Annotated in this window: 25 protein-coding genes; 1 reads left to right on the plus strand and 24 read right to left on the minus strand. The window is 57.5% G+C overall.

The features are described 5' to 3' along the window. Positions 1 to 11: 11 nt before the first annotated feature. The 10 genes from AC2TF6_RS23400 to AC2TF6_RS23445 form a co-directional block, all read right to left on the minus strand. On the minus strand, positions 12 to 980 hold the full coding sequence (locus AC2TF6_RS23400) for a sugar phosphate isomerase/epimerase family protein (RefSeq protein WP_491308726.1): 969 nt from the start codon (positions 978 to 980) through the stop codon (positions 12 to 14). Positions 981 to 1149: 169 nt separating this feature from the next. Continuing rightward, complete coding sequence (locus tag AC2TF6_RS23405; protein WP_491308727.1) at positions 1150 to 1665, minus strand: 3-hydroxyacyl-ACP dehydratase FabZ family protein; 516 nt, start codon at positions 1663 to 1665, stop codon at positions 1150 to 1152. Between the two features lie 25 nt (positions 1666 to 1690). Further along, the gene (locus AC2TF6_RS23410) at positions 1691 to 2164 is read right to left on the minus strand and encodes a 3-hydroxyacyl-ACP dehydratase FabZ family protein (RefSeq protein WP_491308728.1); all 474 of its coding nucleotides are present in this window, start codon (positions 2162 to 2164) and stop codon (positions 1691 to 1693) included. After that, on the minus strand, positions 2161 to 2904 hold the full coding sequence (locus tag AC2TF6_RS23415) for a class I SAM-dependent methyltransferase (protein ID WP_491308729.1): 744 nt from the start codon (positions 2902 to 2904) through the stop codon (positions 2161 to 2163). The genes AC2TF6_RS23410 and AC2TF6_RS23415 overlap by 4 nt, the downstream gene beginning before the upstream one ends. Positions 2905 to 3092: 188 nt before the next feature. Continuing rightward, positions 3093 to 4571, minus strand: a complete 1479-nt coding sequence (locus AC2TF6_RS23420; protein WP_491308730.1) for a class I adenylate-forming enzyme family protein — start codon at positions 4569 to 4571, stop codon at positions 3093 to 3095. A 2-nt stretch (positions 4572 to 4573) separates the two neighbouring features. Further along, positions 4574 to 4828, minus strand: a complete 255-nt coding sequence (locus AC2TF6_RS23425) for an acyl carrier protein (protein ID WP_491308731.1) — start codon at positions 4826 to 4828, stop codon at positions 4574 to 4576. Positions 4829 to 4872: 44 nt separating this feature from the next. After that, positions 4873 to 5073 carry a hypothetical protein gene (locus tag AC2TF6_RS23430; protein ID WP_491308732.1) on the minus strand — a complete coding sequence of 67 codons (201 nt, stop codon included), beginning with the start codon at positions 5071 to 5073 and terminating at the stop codon, positions 4873 to 4875. 11 nt (positions 5074 to 5084) lie between these two features. Then, the gene (locus AC2TF6_RS23435; protein ID WP_491308733.1) at positions 5085 to 5462 is read right to left on the minus strand and encodes a cupin domain-containing protein; all 378 of its coding nucleotides are present in this window, start codon (positions 5460 to 5462) and stop codon (positions 5085 to 5087) included. A 28-nt stretch (positions 5463 to 5490) separates the two neighbouring features. Continuing rightward, complete coding sequence (locus AC2TF6_RS23440) at positions 5491 to 6816, minus strand: aminotransferase family protein (protein ID WP_491308734.1); 1326 nt, start codon at positions 6814 to 6816, stop codon at positions 5491 to 5493. A 14-nt stretch (positions 6817 to 6830) separates the two neighbouring features. Continuing rightward, complete coding sequence (locus tag AC2TF6_RS23445) at positions 6831 to 7730, minus strand: glycosyltransferase family 2 protein (RefSeq protein WP_377629180.1); 900 nt, start codon at positions 7728 to 7730, stop codon at positions 6831 to 6833. 171 nt (positions 7731 to 7901) lie between these two features. Here AC2TF6_RS23445 and AC2TF6_RS23450 point away from each other — a divergent pair, with 171 nt between their 5' ends. Next, the gene (locus tag AC2TF6_RS23450; protein ID WP_491308735.1) at positions 7902 to 8753 is read left to right on the plus strand and encodes an SRPBCC family protein; all 852 of its coding nucleotides are present in this window, start codon (positions 7902 to 7904) and stop codon (positions 8751 to 8753) included. 142 nt (positions 8754 to 8895) lie between these two features. Here AC2TF6_RS23450 and AC2TF6_RS23455 read toward each other — a convergent pair whose 3' ends face one another. The 14 genes from AC2TF6_RS23455 to AC2TF6_RS23520 all read right to left on the minus strand — a co-directional run bounded on the left by AC2TF6_RS23455 (position 8896) and on the right by AC2TF6_RS23520 (position 25609). Beyond that, on the minus strand, positions 8896 to 9786 hold the full coding sequence (locus tag AC2TF6_RS23455) for an SRPBCC family protein (RefSeq protein ID WP_491308736.1): 891 nt from the start codon (positions 9784 to 9786) through the stop codon (positions 8896 to 8898). Positions 9787 to 9829: 43 nt separating this feature from the next. Continuing rightward, positions 9830 to 10999 (minus strand): NAD(P)/FAD-dependent oxidoreductase, encoded by a 1170-nt coding sequence (locus tag AC2TF6_RS23460; RefSeq protein WP_491308737.1) that lies wholly within the window; start codon positions 10997 to 10999, stop codon positions 9830 to 9832. A gap of 84 nt (positions 11000 to 11083) precedes the next feature. Next, the gene (locus AC2TF6_RS23465; protein WP_491308738.1) at positions 11084 to 11629 is read right to left on the minus strand and encodes a hypothetical protein; all 546 of its coding nucleotides are present in this window, start codon (positions 11627 to 11629) and stop codon (positions 11084 to 11086) included. A gap of 121 nt (positions 11630 to 11750) precedes the next feature. Further along, positions 11751 to 12140, minus strand: a complete 390-nt coding sequence (acpS, locus tag AC2TF6_RS23470; protein WP_377629187.1) for a holo-ACP synthase — start codon at positions 12138 to 12140, stop codon at positions 11751 to 11753. Then, entirely contained in the window at positions 12137 to 13357 is a 1221-nt protein-coding gene (locus tag AC2TF6_RS23475) for a glycosyltransferase (RefSeq protein ID WP_491308739.1), read from the minus strand. The genes acpS and AC2TF6_RS23475 overlap by 4 nt, the downstream gene beginning before the upstream one ends. Then, positions 13354 to 14997 (minus strand): M2 family metallopeptidase, encoded by a 1644-nt coding sequence (locus AC2TF6_RS23480; protein ID WP_491308740.1) that lies wholly within the window; start codon positions 14995 to 14997, stop codon positions 13354 to 13356. The genes AC2TF6_RS23475 and AC2TF6_RS23480 overlap by 4 nt, the downstream gene beginning before the upstream one ends. A gap of 16 nt (positions 14998 to 15013) precedes the next feature. Further along, positions 15014 to 15676, minus strand: coding sequence for a helix-turn-helix transcriptional regulator (locus AC2TF6_RS23485; RefSeq protein WP_491308741.1), 663 nt, complete (start codon positions 15674 to 15676; stop codon positions 15014 to 15016). Positions 15677 to 15890: 214 nt separating this feature from the next. Beyond that, a complete protein-coding gene (locus AC2TF6_RS23490) occupies positions 15891 to 16136 on the minus strand; it encodes a hypothetical protein (protein ID WP_491308742.1) in 246 nt (81 codons plus the stop codon). A 271-nt stretch (positions 16137 to 16407) separates the two neighbouring features. Next, positions 16408 to 17313, minus strand: a complete 906-nt coding sequence (locus AC2TF6_RS23495) for a 5'-3' exonuclease (protein WP_016423859.1) — start codon at positions 17311 to 17313, stop codon at positions 16408 to 16410. Between the two features lie 97 nt (positions 17314 to 17410). Further along, complete coding sequence (locus tag AC2TF6_RS23500; protein ID WP_491308743.1) at positions 17411 to 20683, minus strand: glycosyltransferase family 39 protein; 3273 nt, start codon at positions 20681 to 20683, stop codon at positions 17411 to 17413. Positions 20684 to 20906: 223 nt separating this feature from the next. Continuing rightward, the gene (locus AC2TF6_RS23505; RefSeq protein WP_491308744.1) at positions 20907 to 22079 is read right to left on the minus strand and encodes a DNA sulfur modification protein DndB; all 1173 of its coding nucleotides are present in this window, start codon (positions 22077 to 22079) and stop codon (positions 20907 to 20909) included. Continuing rightward, positions 22079 to 23215: a DNA sulfur modification protein DndB gene (locus AC2TF6_RS23510; protein ID WP_009676067.1), complete on the minus strand. Its 1137-nt coding sequence runs from the start codon at positions 23213 to 23215 to the stop codon at positions 22079 to 22081. Before AC2TF6_RS23510 ends, AC2TF6_RS23505 begins: the two co-directional genes overlap by 1 nt. A gap of 96 nt (positions 23216 to 23311) precedes the next feature. Then, positions 23312 to 24505, minus strand: a complete 1194-nt coding sequence (locus tag AC2TF6_RS23515) for an aminotransferase class I/II-fold pyridoxal phosphate-dependent enzyme (protein WP_491308745.1) — start codon at positions 24503 to 24505, stop codon at positions 23312 to 23314. 30 nt (positions 24506 to 24535) lie between these two features. Further along, the gene (locus AC2TF6_RS23520; RefSeq protein WP_491308746.1) at positions 24536 to 25609 is read right to left on the minus strand and encodes a site-2 protease family protein; all 1074 of its coding nucleotides are present in this window, start codon (positions 25607 to 25609) and stop codon (positions 24536 to 24538) included. Between the last annotated feature and the right edge of the window lie 13 nt (positions 25610 to 25622).

Genomic DNA, 25622 nt, shown 5'->3' on the forward strand with positions numbered 1-25622 from the left:
CCTCTTTTTCCTTATAGTTCTTCCACCGGCCGGGATTTTGGCCGGAACCCCCGGCTTTCCAGATAGCGCGTGTTCGCCCGGAGGCCTTCTTCCGGCGGTCTGCCCCGCCGTTCATCCTCGACCGTAATTCCACCCGTGTAGCCGGCAGCGGACAGCTCTGCAAGAAGCTCATCGGCGTTCAAGCTTCCGCAGCCCAAATCCGCGGGACGCATCCTGCGGCGACCGCCGGGAAGGGATTCGCCGCCTTCGTCCGTGATCCAGGCGGCATCCTTCAGATGAATGGCGTGAATCCTTGGCCCATAACGCCGGATCAAGGGAACGGGAGGAATTCCCGCTTCCGCCAGTTGTCCGCAGTCGGGTACGAGACCGATATCCTCCGCCAGTTCCTCCATGGCCCGCTCGATAGAGCCGCTTAGGAACAAAGGGCTCCCCAGATGCGGATGGACCGCCACGCGGATTCCCGCGTCCCGGTAGCGGGCGGCCGTTTCGCCGGTGATTCGGACAAACCGCCGCAAATCTTCTTCCTGCGGAGCTCCCCGGAGCACGTCGGCCGGACCCAAAATAACGGAGCGGTATCCGCTGCGTCTCATTTCAGCCGCAATCCGGCTGTGATGCCAGTACATTTCCCGCTCACGTCCCGGACTGGAGCAGGCCAGGAAAGCGTAAACGGCCGAGACCGCGACTTCGTTCCGGGCCAGTTCATCCGCGAAATGCTGTCCGGCATCGCCCAGGATCATTCCTTCCGAAGCTTCGCAATACGTCCAGCCGTACCGGGTCAGAAGCCGGATTCCTTCGGCGGCATGATGCCTCCACGGCAGAAGCGAATAAGAGAGGAGCGGAGAGATAACTGCCGCTTCGGCAGCCGGAAGGAAGGCGCCAGGAAGGCGGTTCGCAAGGCTCCCGTGGGCTGCCTTCGGTGTGCTCGTGCTCGGGTGAGTTCCGGCGCCGGAGGTTTCCGGGCCGCTTGTACGCTCACTCATGCACATGTCCTATCCCGCCGCCGGCACGGGCTGAAGAAAGGTCCATACGAAAACGGAAAAATCGCTTCCGATTGAACGACCGCCGCGAATTCAGCTTCACCAAGAGTTCCCCCTTCCGGCTCGGGTTCCATCGCTTCCGCGTCTATGCCCGCATCTGTTCTGCGGCACATCAAGTCGCACCACCTGCTGCCGCACACGGTCTGGATACCGTCATCATCGTTTTCACGCACAGTTCCCCTTCTACCCGTCCCTCACCCGCTACCGCGAAACCGCTCTTATCCCGGGTTAGCCGCACGAGAAGTTCCACCGTATCGCCGGGAAGAACAGGGCGGAGAAACCGGGCGGTCCAATCCCCCGTCCGCAGAGCTTCCTTGTCCTCCGGTCTCCCGGAAAGCGCAAACAGCTTTTCAGCCGCCTGCACAATTCCCTCGACGAGCAGCATACCTGGATACACGCTGAAAGCTGGAAAATGACCCTGCAAATAAAAATCGGTTTCGGACACCAGTTTGCAGGCGGTAATTTGCTGTGGTTCTTGCTGTGGTTCTTGCTGTGGTTCTTGCTTCCGGCGCTGTTGCGGCGGCGCCTGCCGGTCCGGCACCCGCCTCTTCTCTTCCTGCCGCGTTTTTTGCAAGGGACCCGCCCTGTCGATCAGTCTCCATGTCTTGCTTCGCTCTGACGCGTCCATCCGCTCACCTCTGCTGTACGTTTTTCTATGCCGTTCCCGGAAGGGAACCTGCGACGGCGACGGTGATAACCGCTCTAATCGCCTCCGTACCGTCGGACAGCCTCACTTCTCCTTCGACAACGGCTTGGGTGGACAAAATGCGGACCGCTCTCACGGTATAATGGAGCGTTTCCTCCCAAGATACCGGTACGGCAACGTGTGCCTTAAGGCCTCCCAGAAGAGGAAATTCGCCTTCCCTGAGCGGCCTCGTCTCCATCTGTACGAACAGGACGGCCGCCTGGGCCAGTCCTTCGATAAGCAGACTGGGCGGTATCAAAGGCTCTTTGCAGAATTCCTGGAACCGGGACGGCGAGTATGAAGCCTGAAGCAGTTTTCCCGCTTCGTAATCCGTAACCGCGCTAATCAGCCGGAGCGGTTCCTGATGAGGCAGGAGCTCCAGCAGCCGGTCCAGACTTCTCTCCCGGCTGTCGGTTGGCTGTACAGATGATCCCGTCTTCATTTTTTGCGTCCCCGGATAATCATTCGTGTGCTTCTCGGAGTCAAGGGAGAAAAGTCCATTCCTCCGTAAACGCCGTCGATCGTAAAACCGGCTTCCCGCAGCATAGCCAGAAGCTCGGTTGCCGCATACAATCTTAGGTTGAGCACGTTGCGGCATTCCTCTCCGTCGCGGTACCAGCGGATCGTTTCCTCCCATCGCCCCGTAACGCTGTCAAATGTCGGAGAGGTCCATACCGGCTGTCCAACCATTTCGTACCACGCTTGCATGCCTGCCTGACGCACCTTCAAATCGCGATTCTCCGTATCGATGACAAACTGCCCTCCCGGCTTCAAGGCCCGAAAAATTTTGCCAAGAATGGCCCGGTCATCTTCTTCGCTGAGGTTATATCCGAACGCGGTTCCGAAATTGATAACGGCGTCGAACCGGTTCTCTTCGGACAGCTCTTTCATATCGCCTAGAACAAAATCCAGCTCCGCTCCTTTCTCTGCGGATCTGCGCCGCGCTTCCTCCAGCAAATTCTCCGAACCGTCCCACGCCGTTACCTGCAGGCCGCAGGCCGCAAGGGGTACCGACAGACGGCCCTGGCCGCAGCCGAAATCAAGCAGGGATGCCCCGTCCGGAAGCTCCAGCAGTTTCAGCAGTTGTCCGATTTCGTAAGCGGTGCGTTCCGGTGTCAGAATGACCTCCGAGAAAAACAAATAGTCGGGGCCGAAAAATTGCTGCCAATGGGTTTGAGTCACGTGAATTCTCCTCCTCATGCTTGTTTCTGTTCGCAGGCTTCTCCTGCTCAATCGCCGGACGGGGCTTGCTGCCCTTCTGTGCATCCGTCTCCTTCCGCACAGCCGTCGGCGCCTCCGATGCGTCCCGCGCTCCCGCGCTTCTCCACACCTTACGCCCGAGATACTCCAGTGCTCCCGAGCTTCACACCTTACGCCCGAGACACTCCAGTGCTTCCGCCGCTTCCTTGCGGCTTTGCGCCTACGTAGGGACGCACCAGCTTGCCCGCCGCCGTCCGCTCCAGTGCGGCCTTCCGCTCCAGCACGTCCGGCAGGAGGCGGCGCTCCAGTTCCGTGGCGGCCAGCGCGCGCATCACGGCCTTCTCGTCCACGCCCGGCTCCGTTACGATCCACGCGTGGACCTTCTGGCCGAGGCGGCTGTCGGCTGCGCCGAACACGACCGCCTCCCTCACACCGCCGCAGGCGAGCAGGGCCGCCTCCACTTCTGCCGGGTGGATGTTCGTTCCGCCCCGGATAATCGTGGAGTCCGAGCGGCCGTAAACATGCAGCCTGCCGCTGCGCACTGCGGCCAGATCGGCCGTATGCAGCCACCCGCCCGCAAGTTTGGCGGCTGTCGCCGCTTCGTCCGCGTAATAGCCCTTCATGATATTCGGCCCGCGGACGAGCAGTTCTCCCTGCTCTCCTTCGCGGAGAGCGCGGCCTTCCCCGTCGACGATCCGGATGTCGACCCCGTCCAGAGGCGTCCCGGCGCAGGACCAGCCTGCCGCAAGCCAGCCGTCCCGCAGGCAGCTGATTCGCGGCGACGCTTCCGTCAGCCCGTACGCGTTCCAGAGCGCGGCCTGCGGAAAAGCCTCCGCAACGCGCTTCAGCTGGAACTCGTGCGCGCATTCGCCGCTTAAGACAAGCTTCCGAAGCGTGCCGGGCTCTGCGCGCTCCGCAAAAGGCGCCAGCAGGTTGGCGGCAGACGGGGTCATGCAGGCAACCGTAACGGCATCCGCCTGTGCCCGCTTCAGCAGGCTCATCGGTGAAGCCGCTGTCGGATGCAGACTAAAGGAACAGCCGGACACAAGTCCCGCCAGCAGTTCCCCGGTAAGCACCGAAGCGTGTACGGGCGAGCGGGCTACGAGCAGCCTGTCGCCCTGACCGAGCCCGAAATAAGCGGAGATGGCGCGCGTGTTGCTGGCGATGTTCGCTTCCGTCAGCATGACCGCCTTGGGCTTTCCCGTCGTTCCGGAAGTGCCCAGCAGAAAAGCCACATCGGCCAAAGCGGGCTCGGCCCGCCGCACAGCCGCCGGAATCCGCTGCACGAGCACACCGCCGTCTTCGCCGACGTTGCCCTCATCCAGCACAAGCGCGTCCGGAAAACGGCTGCGCACGGCACCGCTCTGCCCTTTGTAGCGGGAATCGTCCACCGGCACCAAGGTCACTCCCGTATGCAAGGCGGCCAGCATAACCGGCAAAAACCGCCAGCCGAGCGAAACGCTTGCCAGCAGAACCTGTCTCGGCCTGCCGGCCTCTGCCTTAACGAATCCGAGTTTGCTTAAGGCGGACGCGTTTTTTTCCGACATGCTCCAAACCGAGGCGTAAGAAGCGACTTCCCTGCCGCCGTCCCAAGCCAAGATACCGTCATGTCCGGCGATCTGCCCCATCAGAGATTCCAGCCCGTTCACGGTCAGGCCGTCCCCCCGTGCACGCATTCCTCGACAAGCCGGGCAATATCGCCGACTTTGGTCCGGTCGGTGATTTCCAGCGCATCATCCGGCATCGTAATGCTGAACTTTTCCTCCAGCAGAACCACCAGCTCCATATACCTTAGAGAATCGAAGCCGATTTCGTATAAACTGCGGCTGGCCGAAATGTCTTCCGAATCGAGGACACCGCAGCCTTTGTCGCTCACAAGTTCGATAATCAGTGGCAAGATTTTCATAAATCGGGACGCCTTCCTTCTTTAAAATCGTAAAATCGTTACAATCATCTTCTTTTCCAGTCATACCAATAGAATCCGTATCCCATAAAACTGCTCGGATAACTATAGGCGTAAAGATAAGAGACGGTGTCCTCCTCCTGGGCATCCTCCGCCTGAAGCTCGCCTGGCGCCTCCCCTGCCGGAGATAAATCCGGCTCCGGGGTGTCCTTTTCCACGCTGCCGTCCGGCACTGACCGTCTGCACATGTCGGCTTCCCTCAAACAGCCGGCTCGGCCGGGTTAAGAGGCTCCAGCCTGTGCTTCGTCGGGTTATAGTCGATGTAAATGTAGAATGTGCAGCCGGTCTCCGTATACACGTCATGGGCTTCCTCACCCGTCGCGGTCAGAAAATCCCCCGCTTTCATCACATCATCGTTCAGCCTGACCTCGCCTTCCACCAGGTAGGCGATTTCCCGGCGGGGATGATCGTGGAACGGAATGGAACCCCCCGGCTCCACCTTCACGAGAAATACATAACGTCCGTGCTCCGGATCTTCCCACAGGTAGCACATTTCCGTTCCTTCATACATCCCGCCGTCCCATACCATTTCGTCTTTGCGGATAATCTTGTGTTTCGGTTCCATTGTCGGTTCCATCGTCGAATCCCTCCCGGTCGGATTATTTTCAGGCCATCGCCCGCACAGCTTTTGACACGCCTTCGATAAGAAAATCGGCTTCCTCCCGAGAGACGGTAAGCGGAGGATACATCAGCAGAATGCTGTTGAAAAAATTGCCCAGAATGCCTTCCCTGCGCAGTTCTTCCGTAAACCGCTGGCTCCAGGCCATGGTGACCGGCTCCTTGGAAGCCCCGTCCGCCACGAACTCGACGGCCAGCATAAGGCCAAGCCCCCGGATCTCTCCGACAAGGGGATGATCCGATAAAGCCGCCTTCAATCCGGCGAGGATATACGCCCCTTTGTCCGCCGCATTCCGCACGAGCTGCTGCTCCTCAATCACGTCCAGCGTAGCCAGAGCCGCAGCGCATCCGACGGGATGGCCGCTTTGCGTGGACCCGTGAAGGAATACGCCGCCGTTTCCGAACAGCTCCTCTCTTATTTTCCCGGAGAACAAAGTCGCTCCCATCGGGAAGTAACCGCCGGTCAGCCCTTTGGAGAGCGTCAGCAGGTCGGCTTCCACGCCGTACCGGTGGCAGGCCAGCCAGCTTCCCGTTCTGCCGACTCCCGTAGCCACTTCATCGACAATCAGCAGAATGCCGTATTTGTCGGCGATCTTCCTTACTTCGCGCACGTAATCTTCAGGCAGCACGACGATTCCGTTCACGCCCTGCACCAGCTCCAGAACGATAGCGGCTATCGTGCCCGGATGCTGCTCGTCGATAATTTCTTCCAGCATATCGAGGCAGTAGCGGGTGACGAATGCCGGGCTTCCTTCCATCGGAGGGCGGAAACCACCCGGCGTAGGCGCGCTTATGCAGCCATCCAAGCCTTCGCCGAACATCGCCTGGATGCCCATGTGCGTGATAGAGCCCGAACCGAACGTCGTCCCGTGGTAATTGCCCTCGAGGCTGATGAACTTGGAGCGTCTTCCGTCCTGTCTCGCCAGATGATACTGCCTAGCCAGCCTCATGGCCGTTTCTACCGCTCCGGAGCCGTCCGTGGTAAAGAAGGCCATCGCGTAAGGTTCCCCGGCTAAGCAAAGCAGCTTGTCAGCCAGCTTGGCGGCCAGATCGTGGCTTTGTTCGCAGGTGGAAGCAAAACTCAGCGTTTCGTACTGGCGGGTCAGCGCTTCGATGATCCGGCCGTTGCCCAGACCGACGGACGGAACTGCCGTCGTGGTGTACAAATACGGGCGGCCGTTCCCGTCGAATACCCAAGAGCCTTCCCCCTTCACCAGCGTGAAAAAAGGATCCTGCCGTTCCAGCTCGCCGGCAGGAGGCATATACGAAAACGGATGAAGCACGTTATAGCGATGTGTGGAGCCTGTCTGCATGGGATGGTCTCTCCTTATGACAGATTAGTAATTCTCACATAGTGGGATAATTCGCGCGCTTTGCCGGGTTCGAGCGGGATTTCCGGGCAGGCGGCCCGCTCCAGCTCCGCGAGGCTGATTTTGCCCAGCATAAAATCGAGGAACACGCCAATCTCACGCCGGTTGTGCTTCTCGTAAAAATAAGCATGGCTGCTGCGGATCAGCTGCTCGTAGGCGGCGCTCCTCGGATGCGCCAGGTGGACGTTGACCGCTTCTTCCTCGTAGCGGAACTCGGCGCCCTTCCGAAAAGCGCGGTAGCCGAATTCGAAATGCTCGAAGCCCCACGCGCTGAACTTCTCGTCGAAGCCTCCCAGCCCCCGGTAAAGCCGCACGGGAACGCTTAAATTTCCGCTTAGGGCGGTAATCCAGGGCACCCTCGAATCCGTCCTTCCGTCCGGAGCGAAAAGACGCCGGATCAGCCGGACGTATTGAGGCTGCCGGTCGTTCTTTTGCAGCCGGTAATTGTCCAGCACCTTGTCCCGGTGTGCCCCCGGATCGGGCACGTACATTTCGCGGACCTGCCCGACCGTCAATCCTTCCCCCTGCGCGCAGTAGCGGTCAGCGTGCGCTTTGATAAAACCGGGCCTCGGCATGCGGTCGGCATCGTTGAATATGACCAGCCCGTCGCTTAAACGCTCCACGCCCGCATTTCGCGCCGCAGCCCGTCCGCCGTGCCTGATTTTGACATAATGGACAGGAAGAAGTCCCTTGTAGGCTTCGACCACCGATTCCACGGGTTCGGTGGAACCGTCGTCAACGACCCAGACGGGGCATTCGTTGTACGGCGGCGACTGCAGGCTGAACCCGTGCAGCGTCATACTCAAGGCAAAAGCCTGGTTATGCACCGGAATGACAACGGCGATAGGTACGCTCATGGAATCAGCTCCGAATCTGATGTCAGTCATCTGGCTTAGGTAACTCTACCCCCATCTTAAAGAAAGCGTCGCGCCTTCACTCGGGGACTATTGAGCGAAACGGTGCACAAAGAGCCGAGCCTTCCGTGCCCCTTCCCCTCATAATGAAACCTAAAAAGCCGAGGTGTTTGCATGCTCACAAACGATCCGACCCGCACGGTAAATGCCGTGTATATCGAAGCGCCCATCGAACAGATTTGGGACTGCTTATCCACCCCCAGCGGCTGGAACAGCTACTTGAGCGATATTGCCGCTTCTTCCGAATCCGCCGGCCCCTTCCGGGAAGGCGAAGAGATCGAGCTGGTCATAGGCGAGCTGACGAATCATGCGTTATGTGCAGAAGTCATTGAATTCCGGCGGATTGCCCTGGAAGATCATTTCAAGGCTCTTTTCCCCGACGGGTCCGTATGGAAGTACCGGTTAAAGACGACGTTTTCCCTGGAACCGGTTGAACATATGGTCAAAGTTACGGTTGAGGTCGAAGGCTTTACGGACGATGAAATGCTTCAGTGGGTACGCGAGGGAACGGAAGTCGGCTGGAGACAGTCGCTTTTTAACCTGAAATGCATGCTGGAGCTGGGCATCGATGTCCGGAATGACATTTTCGGCTACCCGAGGCTGGGAATTTTCAATTACACGGCGTCCCCGGAGCAGCTCAAAGCGTTGAATGCCGAAGACACGGGCGGCAATTATTTAAAAGAAGTCTTCCCGAACGGGCCCGCTGCGGCTTCGGGACTTCAGCCCGGCGACCTTCTGACCCATATCGGTGCGGAACCCGTTCCGACCTATTACCACCTGGTAAAAGCCCTTTCCGGTCACTATGGCAAAAAAGAACCCGTCGAGCTTGCCTATATCCGCTGCGGCTCACGACGGACCGCCCGGGTTCACTTGTCGTACGAAGACCAGTTCACCGGCCTGATCGATCCGACTTCCGTCTCGCTTGAAGAGGTCGCCGAAGACCGGAAAAGAAAAGCCCGCCTGTAGGGAAAGCGGCATCCAAGCATCAAACCTGTATCACAGTAAGACCGGATGAAGCCGATCCGGCAACTGTAAACCGGGCACACGCCCGTCGCAGACCAACAAACATGCAGCCTCTCTCCCTAAGGAGCGAGGCTGCATGTTTGTTTTACGTCTGTTCCTGCTTCCACAGGGAACCGGATGCGGAGCGCTGTCTGGCCAGCGTCTCTCTCTTCCTGCGGATGTCGTCGTAGGTTTCCGTCTCCACATCGACAAGACCCGTGAACGTTTCTTCCACCGAAAGGAGAGCCGGCGTCTCTTTCCTTGCCCCGTCCCGGATATATCCGATCCGGATGCGTTCTTTTTTATGATGATACGAAGAGATCACACGCACGAACTCCGAATAATTCGGTGTCGGCGTTTCGTCGAAGGAGACGATCACGTCTCCCTTCCGTAAGCCCGCAGCCGCAGCCGGACTGTTGGGGAATACCTCCATCAGGTAATTGCCTTCTCCCTCCGCCGCCCCCGTTTCCGCGCTTTGATCCGCGTTGACGGTGCAGTTGACCACGCCTAACCTCGGGTAGCTGAACAGTTCGGCCCGCAGGTCCATGCCCAGCTCCACCACCGATTTCAGGTTCATCAGAGAGCGGCGCCAGCCCATTTCCAGACACTCCCGGAACCACTGTCCGTACGTATCCGGTTCGAAGCCCGTCACCTCCAGGGTCAGCTTGACGAAAGCCCCCTCCTGAGCAAGCGTAAAGCGGGTCTGCACGTCGAAACGGTCCGAGCGGCCGTCCGGCGCTATCGATTCATAACAGTCCCTTACGGCAAAAACTTCCCCGTACCGGGACTCGGTCACGACCGGGTGGTTAAGGATGTCCCCGTAGCACAGGGTATATACATCTCCTACGTGGATGTCTTTGGAGGAACCGGTCTTCTCGGCTGTATACGTTAAATAGGTGTTCATGCCTTCCGGCATAGCGATGGAACGCCAAACCTCCGCAATCGGAGCTTCCAGGTAAGTAACGTTGATTGTCCGGTCAAGAGAGCAGGGTATCATCATCGTTCTCCTTTTTCCATTAAATTTACAATTGAATTTACAATTAACTGTGTGTCAGCAAGGCCATCACGTCTTCCGACCTGCCACCCAGTTCCTTGACGAGTCCGGGGAACGTGCACAGCATCCGAAGTCTTTCCTCCCCTTCGTCGGACAACGGTTCAAACCGCCTGCGGAGGGTGACGAGCGAGTGCTCATACTGGGGCCGGACCCGCCCGTGCAGCTTCTCTTCGTAAGCGGTCATCGCTTCCTGCCAGGTTTTGCGGCCTTCTTTGTACTCGCTCAGCTCCTGCGCCAAGTATTCGGCGCAGCAGACCGCGTTATCGATGCCGACGCCCGCGATCGGATGCAAATAGGCAGCCGCATCCCCTACGAGAGCCCATCCGTCGCCGTAGCATTGGCGGATATGACTGCCTAAAGGCCCGATTCCCCGGGGGCCCCCTTCCACCTGCATGCGCCGGAGCCGGGGCGCGAGCGTCCGGATTCCCTGAAGCTTCTCTCTGATCAGGGAGTTCAGCGAGTCCTTGTCGCCGGAGAGCCGAATCCGATCCGTCATGAGCGCAATACAGTGCATCGACCGATCGATCGGATTGCACAGGACGACACTGTCGTCCTTCCAGTACCACTCGACAGCCGGAAGCGCTAGCGGCTCTATCTGCGAGGCGTAGACGTACGTCACGGCACAATGGTTGAGAGGCGTGCCTTCCAGCTGCCGGGCGCCCAGCAAACGGGCGGTCAGGGAGCGGGCTCCGTCCGCACCGATCACGACTTGTCCGTAATAATTCCGGACCGTCCCGTCTTTGTGCGCGCACCGGAATCCGGAGGCCCGGCCATCCCCGTCAAGCAGCGGCCCGATCACCCGTGTTTCCGTAAGCAGCGTAACGGACGGATGCGACAACGCGCTGTCCAGCAAATACCGGTCCAGAAGCTCGCGCCTGAGCCCGATCACCCGCGAAGTCACGACCAGATCCGACTCGAACGCACTCCCGTTCAAATCCACCCTCATCCGAGTTATGGCCGGAGCGCCCGAATTTTCCATCTTGTCCAGAATTCCCAGCCGTTCGTAAACGCCCGTCTCTCCGATAATATGAGTGGACAGGGCGGGACCGGGAGACGCATATTTGTCGATCAGCAAAACCCGGTAGCCTTGGCGGCCGAGAAAGCCGGCCAGCGAAGCGCCTGCGCACCTGGCCCCGGCGATTACAAAATCATACATGGACCGCATGCTCCTTATCCTTGTGAAATGGATAAAGCCAAAGAGACCAGAACTGGTCTCTTTGACACTTTGTTCGTGCGGATATTAGTTGGATTGGAGGCATCCGTACAGCGTGCCCACTTTATCGCCCTGCTCATCGAACAGAGGCACTACGCCGGCGGAGCGGAACGTAGCGTCTTTCGGAGGCAGGCCTGTGATGGTGCCTGTCATGTGGATCGGCTGCTCGTTGTGGAAGCTGCCTTCCGGAGTTTCAACGACCCAGTACAGGAACGTTTCGGCTTCTACGCCGTCCGCGATTTTTTTGCCGAAAGGAATCTTGGCGGAACCTTTGATCGTTTCGCCTTGACCGTGCAGACCGCCGCGAACGTGGATGCTTTGTCCAGGCCACAGGACAGTGGAAGTCGCCACGAGGTCGACGTTCTTGATTTCGATGTCGACCGTGACACCGGACTTCAGGTTGAATTCGGAATCGTTAACCGTGAATTGTGTCGGCTGCGCTTGTACGAAGTGCAGCTCCTCGGAGCGGCCGTCAACAAGTTCCAGGTACGTTTTGCTGTTGGAAGTCGGGAGAGTCATCTCCACCTCGTTAAAATTCATCATGGTTTTCATAGCGGCCATTACAGCTTTCATATGGATTCCTCCTCATTATTTGTGTGTCTCCCGGGGACACCTTTATCATCTCATGAACAGAATAAAATCACTCTGCTTTATGTAGACCGTTTACTCGTCTTTTCTTTACGGCCGCAGAGCTTCAGGTATCTTCCCGGTCCACTTCCAGTACGATTTGAGCCGCCGCATATTCCCCGGAATGAGACAGGCTCACGAAAACGCGGAGTCCGAGCCGGGCGCAGTCCGCAAGCGGTTTGCCGTGCAGCACGACATGAGGCTTTCCCGAAGGCAGATTCACGGTTTCCACGTCGGTCAAGGCATACCCTCCGCCGATGCCGACTCCCATCGCTTTGAAAAAAGCTTCCTTCACGGCCCAGCGGGCGGCCAGATGCTGCCCCGGATCGGCATGTCTCTGGCAGTAGGCCAGCTCGTCGGGCGTAAAAACTTTACGCAGAAACGCGTCCTTCCGCCGGACGTACAGTTCGCCGATCTGCGCAATTTCCTGGATATCCAGTCCGATGCCGTAGATCATAGGCCGCCTCCCCCCGCCTTCCGCGTACTCGTCAGAAGCCTCCTGCACTCGTCGTACGCTTCTTCCGCTCCGCCATAGCCCCGGATCAGTACCGCGTTCCGCAGCTTACGGGCTTTGAGCGCGTAATCGTCGTGCATCATATACCGAGCCAGCCCCCGCAAGTGCTCCGCCGTAAAAACACCGGGCAGCATGTACTCCCCGATCCCCAGCTCGTACACCTTTCTGGCGTTATATTCCCGCTCCGTTTGAGTCGGAACGATAAGCGAAGGGACACCGGCCATGATTGAGGACAGGCAGCTTCCGTGTCCGCCGTGATGAATGAACAGGCCGCATGCTTCCAGCAACTCTTCGGTAAAATACGGGATCACGCGGATGTTGCGGTACTGTCGTTTCCTGAACGCCTTCGGAAGCGGTTCCTGGCTGGCGACCACGACCTGCAGGTCCGTTCCCCCGAAAGCTTCATACACGGATTGAAGCAGCTTCAGTCCCGACGAACCCGACGAATCCCGGAGGCGTCCCGGATAAACGAGCACATAAGGCTCCGCCCCCAGCTTCTCTATCCATGCCGGCCGGGGCGCGTCGATCTTATGGGCCAGCTGTCCGACGTAGCAGACGCCCGGATGCGAGATGGGGTCCGTTTCCGGTATCCCGGGAACGAGATCCAGATCCCCGAGGTTAAGATCCTCCATGGAACGTATGGCCGGAAGCCGCAGCTTCTCCAAAATTTTATTGATCACCGGCGTTACCCTCGGCAAATTGCGGGGAGCGTCTCCCCAGGCGTACATAGGCTCTCCGTACGGATGAAAGCAGGCCTGCGTGATGCTCACCACCGGGATGCCCAGATAACGGGCCGCAATCACCGTATGGGGACTCATATCCGCGACAGCCAGATCGGCCCCAGCCCTCTCCAGCATGGAGATCCGGTGCCGGACCCACGATTCGGCAAACGCCTCGTCCAGCAGCCCCGCCGCCGCATAATAATGATCCAGGTCGTAAAAGACCGGACTTGGCGGAAGCAGCTTTTCCCCAGAAGGCATGGCCGGATCGTCATCGTCCAGATGCGCGTACCCCTGCCTTTTTATAAAAGAAGCGCTGGAATCCCCGTACACGCTGAACGAGACGAAGTCCCCGGCCTGCCTGAACTTATCGGCAATGGGCAGGCTCCGGAGCACCGGTCCCAATCCCCCGCTCAGCCCGAAAAATATACGTTTGTTCATCTCGGCATCCCCCGCTTGTCAGAATCGAGGCTCGTCGTGACATAAAAATCCGCAACGGCCTGGAGCTCTCTGGCCAGATATTTCGCTTGAAGCTTTTCCCCGCAAAATTGTTCCAAGAGTTCGTTCCAATGCCGGCTCTGACCCGGCGAGCAAAGCTCGCGCGACAAGCAGGCGAAAGCTTCTTCGCTGTACCAGGTCCCGAACCGGTCCCGCAGGGTCTGCTCCACTTGCGAAGCGGCCGCCTCTCCCAGCAAATAATTGACATAGTAGACGGGCAGGGTCGTAAAATGGGCTTTGGCCGCCCAGTAGGGATAATCCCATTCATCGGGGCGCCGGATACCCTGGATTTCCTCAACCAGCTCCCACCACAGCTTGTTCAGATGGCGAGCGGGATTCTCGTACAACCTCCGTTCGAATTCAATGAATGTCATCGTCCAGTACAGCTTGAGCAGCATGCTCCGAAGATTATGCCGGTGCAGGTCCGCCGCCTGCCCGTAGTAAACCCTCTCCAGTCCCGCAAATTTCAGCCAGGAGGGCATGTACGTGAGCCGCTCGAACAAGAGCGCGACTCCTTCGCTCAGGCATGTATGGGCGGGCTGCCTCAGCAGAAACGGCAGATCCTCGCGGAGACCCGTTTCGTAGAAGGCGTGCCCAAGCTCGTGAAGCAGCACGGCGACCCCTTCCAGGCTCGGGGCCAGCCCGCAGGACACGCGGATATCTCCCGCCCGGTCGATGTGCAGGCAGCAGTTCGCCTGGCTTTTCATCTCCCGGCTCATTAAGTCCGCCTGATTCAGAACGGACTCCGCTTCCGGCCATCTGTCCCGGAAGAAATCGTGAAGGCGCCGGCGGAAGAAGGCGGTGTCCAGCTCCGGGATGTCTCCGCCCTGCCAGGCGCATTTCTGGGCGAAGGGATGATCGTAATGCCAAGGACGGATCTCCTCCCTGTCGATGCCGAACCGGACGCAGATTTCATCATCCAGCTCGGCTTTGACCGCCCGGTAGGATTCGTCCAGAGCATGCCGGATATCCCCGATCATGCTCTCCACAAACGCTGGCTCCAGCTCTTGCGCCGCCATTTTCATCTCGTAATAATTCCGGTGCCCGTTCTGACGGGCTGCCCGGTTTCTCAGCTTCACGAGCTCGATGAGTCCGGGCGCAACCTCTCCCCCGAGCCGCATGGAGGCCACCCAATGCCGCCTGCTTTCCCCGCTGTCCGTGGAGGCCGCCAACTGTTTCAGGACGTCATGCTCCGGCAGCTTCCGCCCGTCCACCTCCGCCCGGAACGTGCTGATTTTGTAGTGAAGCTCATTCCACTTCGCGGTGATGCTCGTCCTCAGCTCTCTTGACGTATGGAACTCCAGCATCTCGCTGCGCAGCACCTCCAGCTGCCGGTTTTGCAGAGGCGTGAGAATCTCCGCGCCTCCGCTGCTGAGGCTGGCCGCCTGTTCGAACAGCCCGTCCTCGGCCAAAGCATCCTGATAAGCCGTCTCATCTTCGCCGCACCGCTCCGCCCACTGCATGTCTCCCGTCATCATGACCATCCACAGGGCATGCATCATGGAGGCGTACTTTTTTTGCAGGCGTTCATTCGTCTCGTTTAAAAAATCCCCCGCAATCTTGCTCATCCGATTTTCCGACACCCGGACACCTCCGTTCTTATTCTCCCGCCGCTTGTCCTCTCGTTCTCCGGTAAACGGACGGATTGACTCCGACCAGCCGTTTGAACACACGTCCGAAATGAGTCAGATCCCCGTAACCCACCGAGTAGCACACATCCGTTACCGGTTGACCTTCCTGCAGCATGAGTTTGGCCTTCTGAATCCGCTTGTTCATAATGTATTCCTTGAAACCCGTACCGAAATGCTCCTTAAAAAGACGGGAATAGTGACAGCGGCTCACGTAAATGTAGGACGCCACTTTTTCCAGCGACAGATCGTTCTCCTGGATATTTTCCTCGATAAACAGAAGCGATTTGTACAACAGGGGATGGATCGTCGTTTCCTGAACGACATCGGAAGCCGGTTTAGGCAAAAGGCCGATGGAATCCAGAAAAGTCTGGCACAAAAACAGATCCAGCTTGTTCACGTTCAGTAAAATCATCATCGGAGCTTCCATTTCCAGCTCATCCAGTTTCCAATCCGACGGCAGGGCGTCTTCAAAGCTTAGAAAAACGACCAAATCGTGGGGGTTATCTCCGATAAGCTGCACGACGTTCGTAAACCGGCTCTCCGCGATAATTTCCATGTCCCGGAACAAATGAGCAATTTTTTTGTGATCGTCGGCTCCAAGCGTATGGCTGATAATAATGAGCACGTCCATGGGCACCACTCCTTCTCCTGCTAGGTCAGGTCTGTTGACGCCAACATAGTAGCAAAGGCTCCGGGTGTAAGAATCCGATTCCGTTGCTCGTCAATCGGGTTCCTTTGTTCTCATCGGGGGATTGTTGCAGGACGGGCAAATTAAGCTGGACGGGCCGCAAAAAAGCCCGATTTTGCAAGAAGCAAAACCGGGCCGGAAACGGAAAGCTATACAATTAGTTCGGATCGGACGAGCGGATATCCGCGGATTGAGACTCCTGTAATTTGTCTTTTTTGAACAAATACACACGATCTGTGGAATTAAATTCTCTTCTTTCCTTCTTGGTCGGAAGACTCCGGTAATAATCCAGTTCCTCGGGCTTCAGAAAATACGTTTTGACAGCTCCGTTTGCCGCCTTCTCCTCGGTCTCGTTTCCATAGTTAGGTACAATCGTACGTTTCGTCAAATGAATTCGGAACACAGAATCTCCTCCGTTTGTAAATAATCGGGATTTCTACTATTCCCCAATTGTAACGGAATTGCGTCCAGGGTTATCAGCAGTTGTTGTCCAATGATCAGACTTTCTTGCGCTCTTGAAGCCATAAAACCGTACTGACATCCCCTATCTTCCTTTTCAGAAAAAGCGCAGGATCGATTGTTGGCCCGCGTAATCAATCCGCAGCGAAAAAAAACGGAAGAGATCCGCCGGGCTGCTTAAGCCCGAGCGTCTCTCTTCCGTTTTGTCATTTCCCCTACAAAAAAGCCGGCTGACCGACTAGTTTGGCCAATCCCTTGAACTCCAGTTCCTCGAACTTCGTGAGCACCCGCTCGTGATCGATGGCCCAGCAGCACTCTTCCAGCGCGCAGGCGACCGGAACCTTGAGGAAAATCGTCGCCAGCTCCCTGGACAGATGAAGCATATCGAGCTGCGCCTCGATCTTCGCCCGCACCCCTTTCGGAAGCTCGGACAGATTCTCGAGAATCCCTTCGATGGTGCCGTACTGCTGAATAAGCTTCAGCGCCGTTTTCTCTCCGATGCCTTTTACGCCCGGATAGTTGTCGCTGGTGTCGCCCATCAGCCCTTTCAGATCAATGATCTGGGCCGCTGACAGATTCCGCTCCTCCAGCAGCAGGTCCGGCGTGTAAACGGCGTAGTTGCCGTGGCCTTTTTTCATAATAACGACGCTTACGCTGTCGTCCACGAGCTGAAGCAGATCGTGGTCCCCGGTCAGGATGAACACATCCGCCGAATCTTTGTACGCATGCGCCAGCGTTCCGATGCAGTCGTCCGCTTCATAGCCGCTCATCCCTACATTCGGCACTCCGAAACTGTCCACCACTTCTTTGACGAGGTCAAATTGGGGAATCAGGTCTTCGGGCGCTGCGGCCCGGTTAGCCTTGTAATCCGTGAACTGCTCGGAACGGAACGTTTTGGCACCCATGTCCCAGCATACGATGACATGCGTCGGCGAAAAGGTCTGGACCGCGTCCCAGAAATACCGCACGAAGCCGTACACGGCATTCGTCGGCACTCCCGCGCTCGTCCGTTTAATATATCCGGTCACAGCCGATGCGTAGTAAGCCCGGAACAGCAGGGCCATTCCGTCTACCAGCAGGACTGAAGGTCTGGTCTGTGTCACAAATATCTCTCCCATCATGGGCCGAACCCTGATTCTTCCCCTCTATTATATCACACGGGGGCAAGCCTTCCTTTACAAGAAACGGCTGATAGAGTGAACAATTGTTTCCATGTCTTTAGAAAAAGTTCCAGCCCGGCAGCCAGCGCAGCCATCCGGTGTACGAATCATCCACGACAAGACCCGAAAGCAGGGGATAAAATACGGCGAACAGCACGGCTGCGCCGGCCATATACACGTAAATCCACCGTTTCAGCTTCGGCCTGGTCTCAATAAGATGCCGGAGGAAGAAGGTAGTCATCAGAATCATAAACGGAACCATGGCGAAATAATGGTAAATAAATGTCAGCCTCGGTACAAGCATCCAGGGCAGATACTGGGATGCGTACGCAATCAGCAAGAACCGGAGCGGCTTGTTTTTCGTTTTAACGGCGGCCCACAGGGCAAGCAGGACGCAGATAAGCCCAGGCCACCAGACGAGCGGATTCCCGAAGGATACGATGCTCGACATGCTGCCCGGCGGAACGAACTCCCCTTTGTAGTACCAGATCGGCCTGAGCATCAGGGGCCATTCCCACCAGCTTGAAGAGAACGGATGGGTCGCGACCAACCCGCTGTGATAACTGTACATATGCTGCTGGTACGTGACCACATCGGCAAGTCCGTGACCCGGACCCGGCACCAGCATAAACGGAATATAGGACGCCGCATAAATGGCGGCCGGAATAAGTACATAGAAGACCACGCAGAAAAGCAGAGTGTACACCGTATTCCGCGGGAATTTACGAACGATATGCCGCCACCGTTCCCGGTCCTCGTCGCTGCTCTCCCCGGTATGGAACCGCTCGAATACGCCCGGAATCCGCGGCTGTCCGGTTTCACCGGAAACGGCGGATACGCCTGACGCCTCGGCTGCTCCCGCCGGTCCTCCCCCGCTCCATACCGTATCCGGCCCCTCCGCCGTGGATGCCTCACGGCTCCACTCGGCAAGACTGCGGCGCGCCTGCCTGTACTCGCCGAACCGCTCCCAGAGCGACAGGGCGAGCAGCACGGCAAGACCCGCCCCGCCGTAGATCACAATCCACTTGGAGGCGGCGCCGATGCCGAACGTGACGCCAGCCAGCCCGAGCGGAAGCAGCGTTTTGCGAAGCGGTACGTCATAGAAGCTCAGCGTCGTATATCGGTACATGAAGGCAAACATCAGCATGATAAAAAATACGCCGTACACGTCGATGGTAGAAATCCGCGTTTGGGCAAAGTGCATAAAATCGACGGCGAACAGGAACGTCGCCATCGCCGCATACTCCGTCCGGCCGAACAAGCGCTTCGCCATCACATACATGAGCGGCAGCATCGCGACGCCGAACAGCGTGCCGACAATGCGCCAGCCGAACGGGTTCATTCCGAACAGGGCGATACCCGCCGAGATCAGAATTTTGCCCAGAGGCGGATGCGTGCTCTCATAAGGCTCGATCCGGTGCAGATGCTCGTAAGCCGTCCGGGCGTGATAGATCTCATCGAAATAAGTGCCGTCTTTATAACCGGGAGCGGGCGGTACGACCGCCTGCTCATCGAATACTTTCTGGTGTTCCCCGGAATTTTGCGTATCGTCTCCCGGCAGAACGCTGACCGGCAGAGGCGTGTCGGACGTTCCGTCGAAGAAGGCCGCCTCATGCAGGGCGAACCCGGTAGCGAGCGGCGTGATCTTCACATACCGGGCATCCCGTTCCGTCTTCACGACATTCCAGGTAAATACCTTGGTATAATCCGATTTCACGTCGATCGGCTCATTCCAGGTGACGCCGTCCAAGGAGAATTCAAACCGGAATTCGCCTTCTCCGGCGCCGGCAAAATCTTGGATGCGCGTCAGGTGCTTCGTCGCGCCGAGATCGGCGACGACGGCCTCCGTCTGACTCGTGGGCTTCCAGAACGTCTGGGGCGCGTCGAACGACCCCAGGTTGACCAGCGCGATCACCGCGTAGACCACGGTGATTCCGCCCATCAGCCAGCCGTCCTTCTTCGTCAGAAGCGGCTGTCTGGCGGCCACGGCTCCGTCCCGGTCCCACACGACGGAACCACGGTTCATTACGCCGGCAAAGAGACCCTTCCCGGCGTCGGCGCTGCCTTGGGGCCGGGTGTCCGCTCCGGCGGATTTCTTCGCCCATGTGCGCGCAGCCTGCCACGCCATCACGAACAGAATCACGTTCAGCAGGGACACCAGGAGGAGAACCGGATCGTGTTTGGGGATGTGGAACACCCCCTTCGCGCTTTTCCAGAGCACATAGCCCACATTCGCGAAATGCGTCACGGAAAAACCGGCGAACAGCACAAGCAGCCTGCGGTCCTTCGACCGCAAATATGCGGCCAGCAGCAGGAGCAGCCCGTAGAATAAATACCGTTCGTGCATTTTGGTCATCAGCATAAACGCGCTTGCGGCAAACAGGAACCCCGCGTACAGGCCCGCGCCCTTCCTGCCCATGTTTTTGGCAAAGAACACCAGAACGAACAGGAGCGACAGCGCAAACAACAGCGTTCCCCAAGCCCCGTAGGTCAAAGAGAAAAGGCGGCCGTCAACAGACTCGAAATTGCCGCCGAGCAGCGCCAGCAGGTTGAAGGCATTCAGCGAAGCGTACGGATAGGAAGCCAGCGTGCCGAAGTACAGCTTGGGCAGCCAAAGCGGCTCCATCTTCCAGGCGAAAGGCAGGGCCGGCAGCAGGAAGGCAGCCGCTCCGGCGGCTGCGCTGACCGCAAGCTCCCGCCCGAATCCTTTCTGCCGAACCCGCCAGAGCAGAGCCAGCAGGAAGAACGGACCGAACAGCAGGCCCTGCGGTTTAAGCAGAACCGCCAGTCCCAGGTAAACGGCCGCTGCCGGGAACTTTTTGTCCTCCACGCGCAGCAGGGACAGAAGAACGAAAAGCATAAACAGCGAATCCACCTGGCCCCAGGCCGCCGAATTGATCCATACCGCCGGATTCAGCATATACAGCGAAGCCAGCACGGCGGCCTGCCGTACATTTACGGAACGCAGAGCCAGCCGGTACAGAAGAACCGAAGCCAGCAGGTCCGCCAGCATTGGAGGTGTTTTCAGCAGGACCAGAGACAGTCCCGTTCCCCATTCGATCCCGAACAGATGATGGGCGGCGCCGATAAGGTACAGGATATACATATACCCCGGCGGGTAATCCAGAAAATAGCCCGGATCGGTATAAAGATTTCCGAACCCGACCGTAAACGCTCGATCCGCCCACGCCATAAACGTGCGCACATCGGCTTCGTAGCCAAAAACATTCGGAGCCACGAGAAAGCGGATGAGAACGGCTGCCGCCAGCGCCAAAGCGAACATAGCGTGCCGAACATTCGCCTCCTTAGGCATCGTTTCCCCGATTTGCATGCGTTCACTCCTTTACAGCTTTGTAAAATCCAGCGTATTTCTTCCTATTATGGAGGAACGGTCCCTTGGTTGGCAAACACATTTACCTTCGGCGCCTCCGCGCCCCCTGACGACGCCGCGCCTTCTGTACCGGCCTCCGTCCGCAAGCATACAAAAAAACCGGATCTTGGAACATCGCCCCGTTCGGGCAGACGTCTTCCAATCCGGTTGTTCGTTTGTTCGATTAAGCCAGCGAAGCCGATTTTAATCCGTCCGGCTCGATGCCTTCCAGGAAAAAGCCCACGAGCTTGCCGTGTTTGCGCAGAGATTTCTCATGAATGAGATTTAATTTGCCGTTATCGAGCGAGCCGAAAATATAGACCAGCTCCTCATTGCCGTGCGTCCAGTCGAAGCCTTCGAGAATCCGCAGGCAAGACGTCCATTCCGGGTTGTACACTCCGTCACGGAACAAAAACTGGTTGGCATACAGCGCAATGCTTTCCTGCATAACCCGGTTGGCGGAAGTGACCTGGACAAGCCCGGGTTGCTCCGGCATCATCGGCAGAATCGTGTTATAGAACTGGTGTAAAATTTCCACGTACGTGGCCGTTTCCTTGCGGATTTTGCGCTGCAGCTCGTAAGACGACTGCATTTTGCCCGAAAAGAGCATGACCGCCGTCGAATACATCCACGACAGGCACGTGAAATTCCGGTTGAAAGCCGTCAAATTGCTGCGCTTCTCCACGCCGGCCTCTTTCAAGAGCATGTTATGGTCGACAACCTGCTGGATCACGAGATTAAGCGGATCGACGGAGTCGAACGAATGCCCGAGCTCTTTGCTCACCAGCTGCACCTTCGAGTTGATATCCCCGAAAAGCTGCTGCTCTTCCACCTCGTTAAGCCCAATGTAAATTTGTACGGCCAGCTCGCTTTCCATCAGCCCCAGCCGCCGGGCTTCCATCTGCTCCAGCAGACCGCTTACCTGAGCGATTTCGTCGGCCAGCTCCCGGTTGTCCGTTTCTTTGCGGTGCCGCACTCGCAGGGAAGCCAGCTTGCGCTCGGTGCGCTTCACTTCCTTCTGCATCTGTTCATTGACAAACCCCAGAGCCAGAATCCGGTGCTGCCCGTCGATAATACTGAGCTTGGACCCGTGCCTCAGATACAGCTCCTCGCTCGTGCGGGTAAGCTGGCTCACATCGCGAAGCGACAGCGTTACCGGGCCGAAAAAGACCTGGTCGAGCTCGCGCTCCTGGAGATAATTCGAGATTTTACGGCGCTGCATCTTGCTCAGCTTGCGCTGTACAATCGCATCAATCATCGTATAGTTGAGCAGATCCTGCACTTTAAGGGCCACAGTCGCGAGACCGAAACGCTCGCAGAACGGGTGAATCGTCATTCGCAGGCATAATCCATCCATCAGCCGACATCCTCCTTATCGCTGATCAGGAACAGATGCTGCTCCTGGTAGAACGAGCGGATATATTGATAAGCCTTCATAATCCGCGAACGGCGCGGAAGCCGGTCCTTCTCGTCTCCGCTGAAAATCGCGTTCCAGTCGATGTGAGGCAGGATTTTCGTTGCGTATTCCAGCGCGTAACGGTTGAACTTCGCGCTTTTGGTCGCTTCCTCGTGGAAGAAGAGCGCAAGCGCGATTTGAATGTTTTCCGACCAGGCGGGCTCGCCCTTTACCGGCTCCGGCAAATATTTCAGCAGCTGCTGGAAGTAGAAGGAACTGATCGACAGATGATCCGTTACCTCCTCTTCCTCATAATGGTAGCCGTTATTGCGGGCGCCGGACTTCATCCGCCCTTCGAACAGGGCCACCAGAATTTCGATCAGAAGGTGATACGTGAACAGGAATTCCGGCGCTTTTCCACGCTCGGAAAACATATCGACCGGGATGTGCTGCATCACCGGAGCCTTCTCTACGAGCTGCGAGGCGGTCACGTGATAGAAGCGGCGCTGATCCCGGAGAACGGCCAGATTTCCGCCGATTTTGCGCGGAAGCTTGTTAATGTCCGAGAACAGCTGGCGTTCCTGGCGCGCGTCGATGTCCAGATAGATCATCGTCGAGACCGGGAATGCGTACAGACGGCTCAGTTTTTCCGTGATTACTTCCATCCGGTCGTATTCCCTGCGGTCTTTGGCGCGCGCCATCTGGCTTTGAAGCGTTTCCATCAAACGCTGGAAGGCCGCCAGCCTGTGTTGCCCGTCGACGACATATAACTTTTCAATCGGCTGCAGTTGGAACACGCGCTGCTCGGAATCGTAGCTTCCGGCCCCTCTTGCGGAGAAAATAACACCCGGGAAATAAATCGGCTGATGATTATCCAGATAAAGCGAAACATAATCCATCAGTTTGCTGAGATTGCGCGGAATGATAGCACGCTGAACTTCCAGATCCACCTCGTAAATAGAAAAAAGCTTGCTAATAGGCAAAGTTGTCGAAAGCGTCGCTTGTCCAAAAGTTTGGCCGAGCACACCCGGAATTTCCACAAGGGAAGAAGGCTTCTGTTGGGACAGCAGCTCGGACAGCGAAAAGATAGAATCCATAATTAACTCCTTTCAACCCTGTTTCGTAGAGGAATCTCTATTACATTACTCATTCTTGGCATATTTTCCTTCTTTAAAACGGGTTGTTTGGAAAATTTATGTATTTCTCTCTCTTTCGCTAACCGACTGCCATATTTCGCCGATTCTAGACACGGCTTCCCGAAGACGTTCTTCCGGCTGGACAAGCGCTATGCGGACATAGCCTTCACCCTCCGCCCCGAAAGCGTCTCCGGGGATCATCGCTACTCCCGCACGCTCCAATATTTCCCGAGAAATATGTCGGGAAGTCCATCCTTTCGGAATCCTCGCCCAGACGAACATCGTCGCTTTAGGCCGGGGGACATGCCAGCCGATGCGGCGCAGGCCGTCCACGAGCGCATCCCGTCTCCGTTCGTATACCGCTGAAATGGAGGACGGAAACGACGTCTCCTCCTCCAGTGCAATGACGGCAGCCTGCTGGACAGGCAGGAAGACGCCGTAGTCGATGTTGGACTTCAACCGGCGCAGAGCATCCACCGCTTCCGCATTACCGGCCAGAAAGGCGATCCGGCAGCCGGCCATATTGAAGCTTTTGGACAAGGAATGAAATTCCACCGCCCTCTTCTTCGCGCCTTCCAGTTCAAGAATGCTCATCGGTTTGTAGCCGCCATACGCAAGCTCCGAATATGCCAGGTCGTGCACGATCAGAAGATCGTAACGCTCCGCAAAGGCGAGCGCTTTCTCGTAAAAGGCCCGGTCCGCCGCCTCGGGGATCGGATTACCGGGATAGCTCAGCAGCAGGAAGGAAGCCTTCTCCGCCGTTTCCGGAGGGATGCTCTCCAGCTGCGGAAGAAACCCGTTCGATTCCCTTAAAGGCATCAGAACGGGTTGAACGCCGGCCAGAACGAGGCTGGCCGCATAAATGGGATAGCCGGGGTCGGGCACGAGCGCCGTATCGCCGGGATTGCACAGGGCCATCGCCAGATGGGCCAATCCGTCCTGCGATCCCATCAGGGCCAGCACCTCGCGCTGCGGGTCGAGCGTGACCCCGAACCGCCGGTGCATCCAGCCCGCGGCCGCCCTGCGGAATTCGGGCGTTCCCTCCGAGCCCGGATAGCCGTAGGCCTGCGGATTCTTCACGGCCTCCGCCAGGGCCTCGATGACACGCGGAGAAGGCGGAAGGTCGGGACTTCCGATTCCAAGGTCGATGACATCGACGCCGCGTTCCTCCGCCTCCCTTCTCCACTGGGCGACCTCGGTGAAAATCGCCGACCCCAGACTGCCTAATCTTGTCGAGCCGTATGCTTTCATCCGGAACGTTTCCCCCTTGAATCGTCTTGTTTAATAAGCGGCCGCGGGCAGTACCCGGTGGACCCAGTTCATCATGGCCAGCAGATACACGGCGAGTGCGAAATAAGCCACACCGAACTTCCAGCGTGAAGCCGTGGGAACCTCGTAATAGGCATCGTTCTCGAACGGCTCCAGTTCGACATCGAAGTGCAGCACCAGATGCAGGCCGTCTTCACGCGTAACCCGTTCGATTTTAACCACCTGGACACGGTGAACCAATGCCTGCCGGGGCAGGGCGAATTTCGTTTCGAACTCGATCGCGTCCCAGGAGGTATGCACCATTTGCACACCTGCTTCATCTCCGCTCAGCTCGGAGTAAGTCGTAAAAGCAAGGTCGCGCCGGTGATCCTCTCCCGGAATCATATACCCGTGCGCCAGCAAATGGTGGGCCGTCATGTCAAAACGCGGCTGAAAATGCATAAGCTGAGGCTTGTCGTGGAATTTGACGAACTTTTTGTACAAATCCCAGGCGAACAAAGCCCAGATGATCAGGAACAGGAAGCTTCTCAGATAAAGGATAATCGCCAGTCCGCCGATCAGACCGACCAGCCACAGCCAGCGGGTCACAGCGGTCGAGATACGTCCCCCGTCCAGCGGATGGATCGGAAGAAGGTTGAGCAGGTTTAGAAAAAATCCGGTATACGCGATCGAGATCAGCAGGTTGGAGTCGGTGTACACGCCCAGGGCAAATGCCGCCGTAGCCCCGATCGTTCCGAGCAGCGGCCCGCCGTAAGCGATATATGCTTCCGTAACGGCATCCCTGGGATTACGCTTCATGGTAATCAGCGCACCCAAAAACGGAATGAAAAGAGGCGCCGTGACCGGAAGCCCTTTCTTCTTGGCCGCGAGAACGTGACCGATTTCATGGATAAAAATCATCGCTACCAGCCCGATAGCGAACGGCAGCGGAGCAATGATCGCATAACTGGCGATCGTAATCGCGATCGAAATAATCGTCGCTCCGAATTTTCCGAACTTTCCGAATTTCAGCAGAAAAGCCCCGATGGCTCCAAGAACCCAGAGCGGATTTTTTTTAGATGATTTGGACGATTGCTTTTCCGGCAATTCAGTCACCCCT

The sequence above is a fragment of the Paenibacillus sp. JNUCC 35 genome (assembly GCF_058269095.1).

What these genes read in the sequence shown, in the direction of transcription:
- AC2TF6_RS23400 (WP_491308726.1), bottom strand. Translation starts at nt 980, where the DNA reads ATGAGTGAGCGTACAAGCGGCCCGGAAACCTCCGGCGCCGGAACTCAC.
- AC2TF6_RS23405 (WP_491308727.1), bottom strand. Translation starts at nt 1,665, where the DNA reads ATGGACGCGTCAGAGCGAAGCAAGACATGGAGACTGATCGACAGGGCG.
- AC2TF6_RS23410 (WP_491308728.1), bottom strand. Translation starts at nt 2,164, where the DNA reads ATGAAGACGGGATCATCTGTACAGCCAACCGACAGCCGGGAGAGAAGT.
- AC2TF6_RS23425 (WP_491308731.1), bottom strand. Translation starts at nt 4,828, where the DNA reads ATGAAAATCTTGCCACTGATTATCGAACTTGTGAGCGACAAAGGCTGC.
- AC2TF6_RS23430 (WP_491308732.1), bottom strand. Translation starts at nt 5,073, where the DNA reads ATGTGCAGACGGTCAGTGCCGGACGGCAGCGTGGAAAAGGACACCCCG.
- AC2TF6_RS23435 (WP_491308733.1), bottom strand. Translation starts at nt 5,462, where the DNA reads ATGGAACCGACAATGGAACCGAAACACAAGATTATCCGCAAAGACGAA.
- AC2TF6_RS23440 (WP_491308734.1), bottom strand. Translation starts at nt 6,816, where the DNA reads ATGCAGACAGGCTCCACACATCGCTATAACGTGCTTCATCCGTTTTCG.
- AC2TF6_RS23445 (WP_377629180.1), bottom strand. Translation starts at nt 7,730, where the DNA reads ATGAGCGTACCTATCGCCGTTGTCATTCCGGTGCATAACCAGGCTTTT.
- AC2TF6_RS23450 (WP_491308735.1), top strand. Translation starts at nt 7,902, where the DNA reads ATGCTCACAAACGATCCGACCCGCACGGTAAATGCCGTGTATATCGAA.
- AC2TF6_RS23455 (WP_491308736.1), bottom strand. Translation starts at nt 9,786, where the DNA reads ATGATACCCTGCTCTCTTGACCGGACAATCAACGTTACTTACCTGGAA.
- AC2TF6_RS23460 (WP_491308737.1), bottom strand. Translation starts at nt 10,999, where the DNA reads ATGTATGATTTTGTAATCGCCGGGGCCAGGTGCGCAGGCGCTTCGCTG.
- AC2TF6_RS23465 (WP_491308738.1), bottom strand. Translation starts at nt 11,629, where the DNA reads ATGAAAGCTGTAATGGCCGCTATGAAAACCATGATGAATTTTAACGAG.
- acpS (WP_377629187.1), bottom strand. Translation starts at nt 12,140, where the DNA reads ATGATCTACGGCATCGGACTGGATATCCAGGAAATTGCGCAGATCGGC.
- AC2TF6_RS23475 (WP_491308739.1), bottom strand. Translation starts at nt 13,357, where the DNA reads ATGAACAAACGTATATTTTTCGGGCTGAGCGGGGGATTGGGACCGGTG.
- AC2TF6_RS23485 (WP_491308741.1), bottom strand. Translation starts at nt 15,676, where the DNA reads ATGGACGTGCTCATTATTATCAGCCATACGCTTGGAGCCGACGATCAC.
- AC2TF6_RS23495 (WP_016423859.1), bottom strand. Translation starts at nt 17,313, where the DNA reads ATGATGGGAGAGATATTTGTGACACAGACCAGACCTTCAGTCCTGCTG.
- AC2TF6_RS23500 (WP_491308743.1), bottom strand. Translation starts at nt 20,683, where the DNA reads ATGCAAATCGGGGAAACGATGCCTAAGGAGGCGAATGTTCGGCACGCT.
- AC2TF6_RS23505 (WP_491308744.1), bottom strand. Translation starts at nt 22,079, where the DNA reads ATGGATGGATTATGCCTGCGAATGACGATTCACCCGTTCTGCGAGCGT.
- AC2TF6_RS23510 (WP_009676067.1), bottom strand. Translation starts at nt 23,215, where the DNA reads ATGGATTCTATCTTTTCGCTGTCCGAGCTGCTGTCCCAACAGAAGCCT.
- AC2TF6_RS23515 (WP_491308745.1), bottom strand. Translation starts at nt 24,505, where the DNA reads ATGAAAGCATACGGCTCGACAAGATTAGGCAGTCTGGGGTCGGCGATT.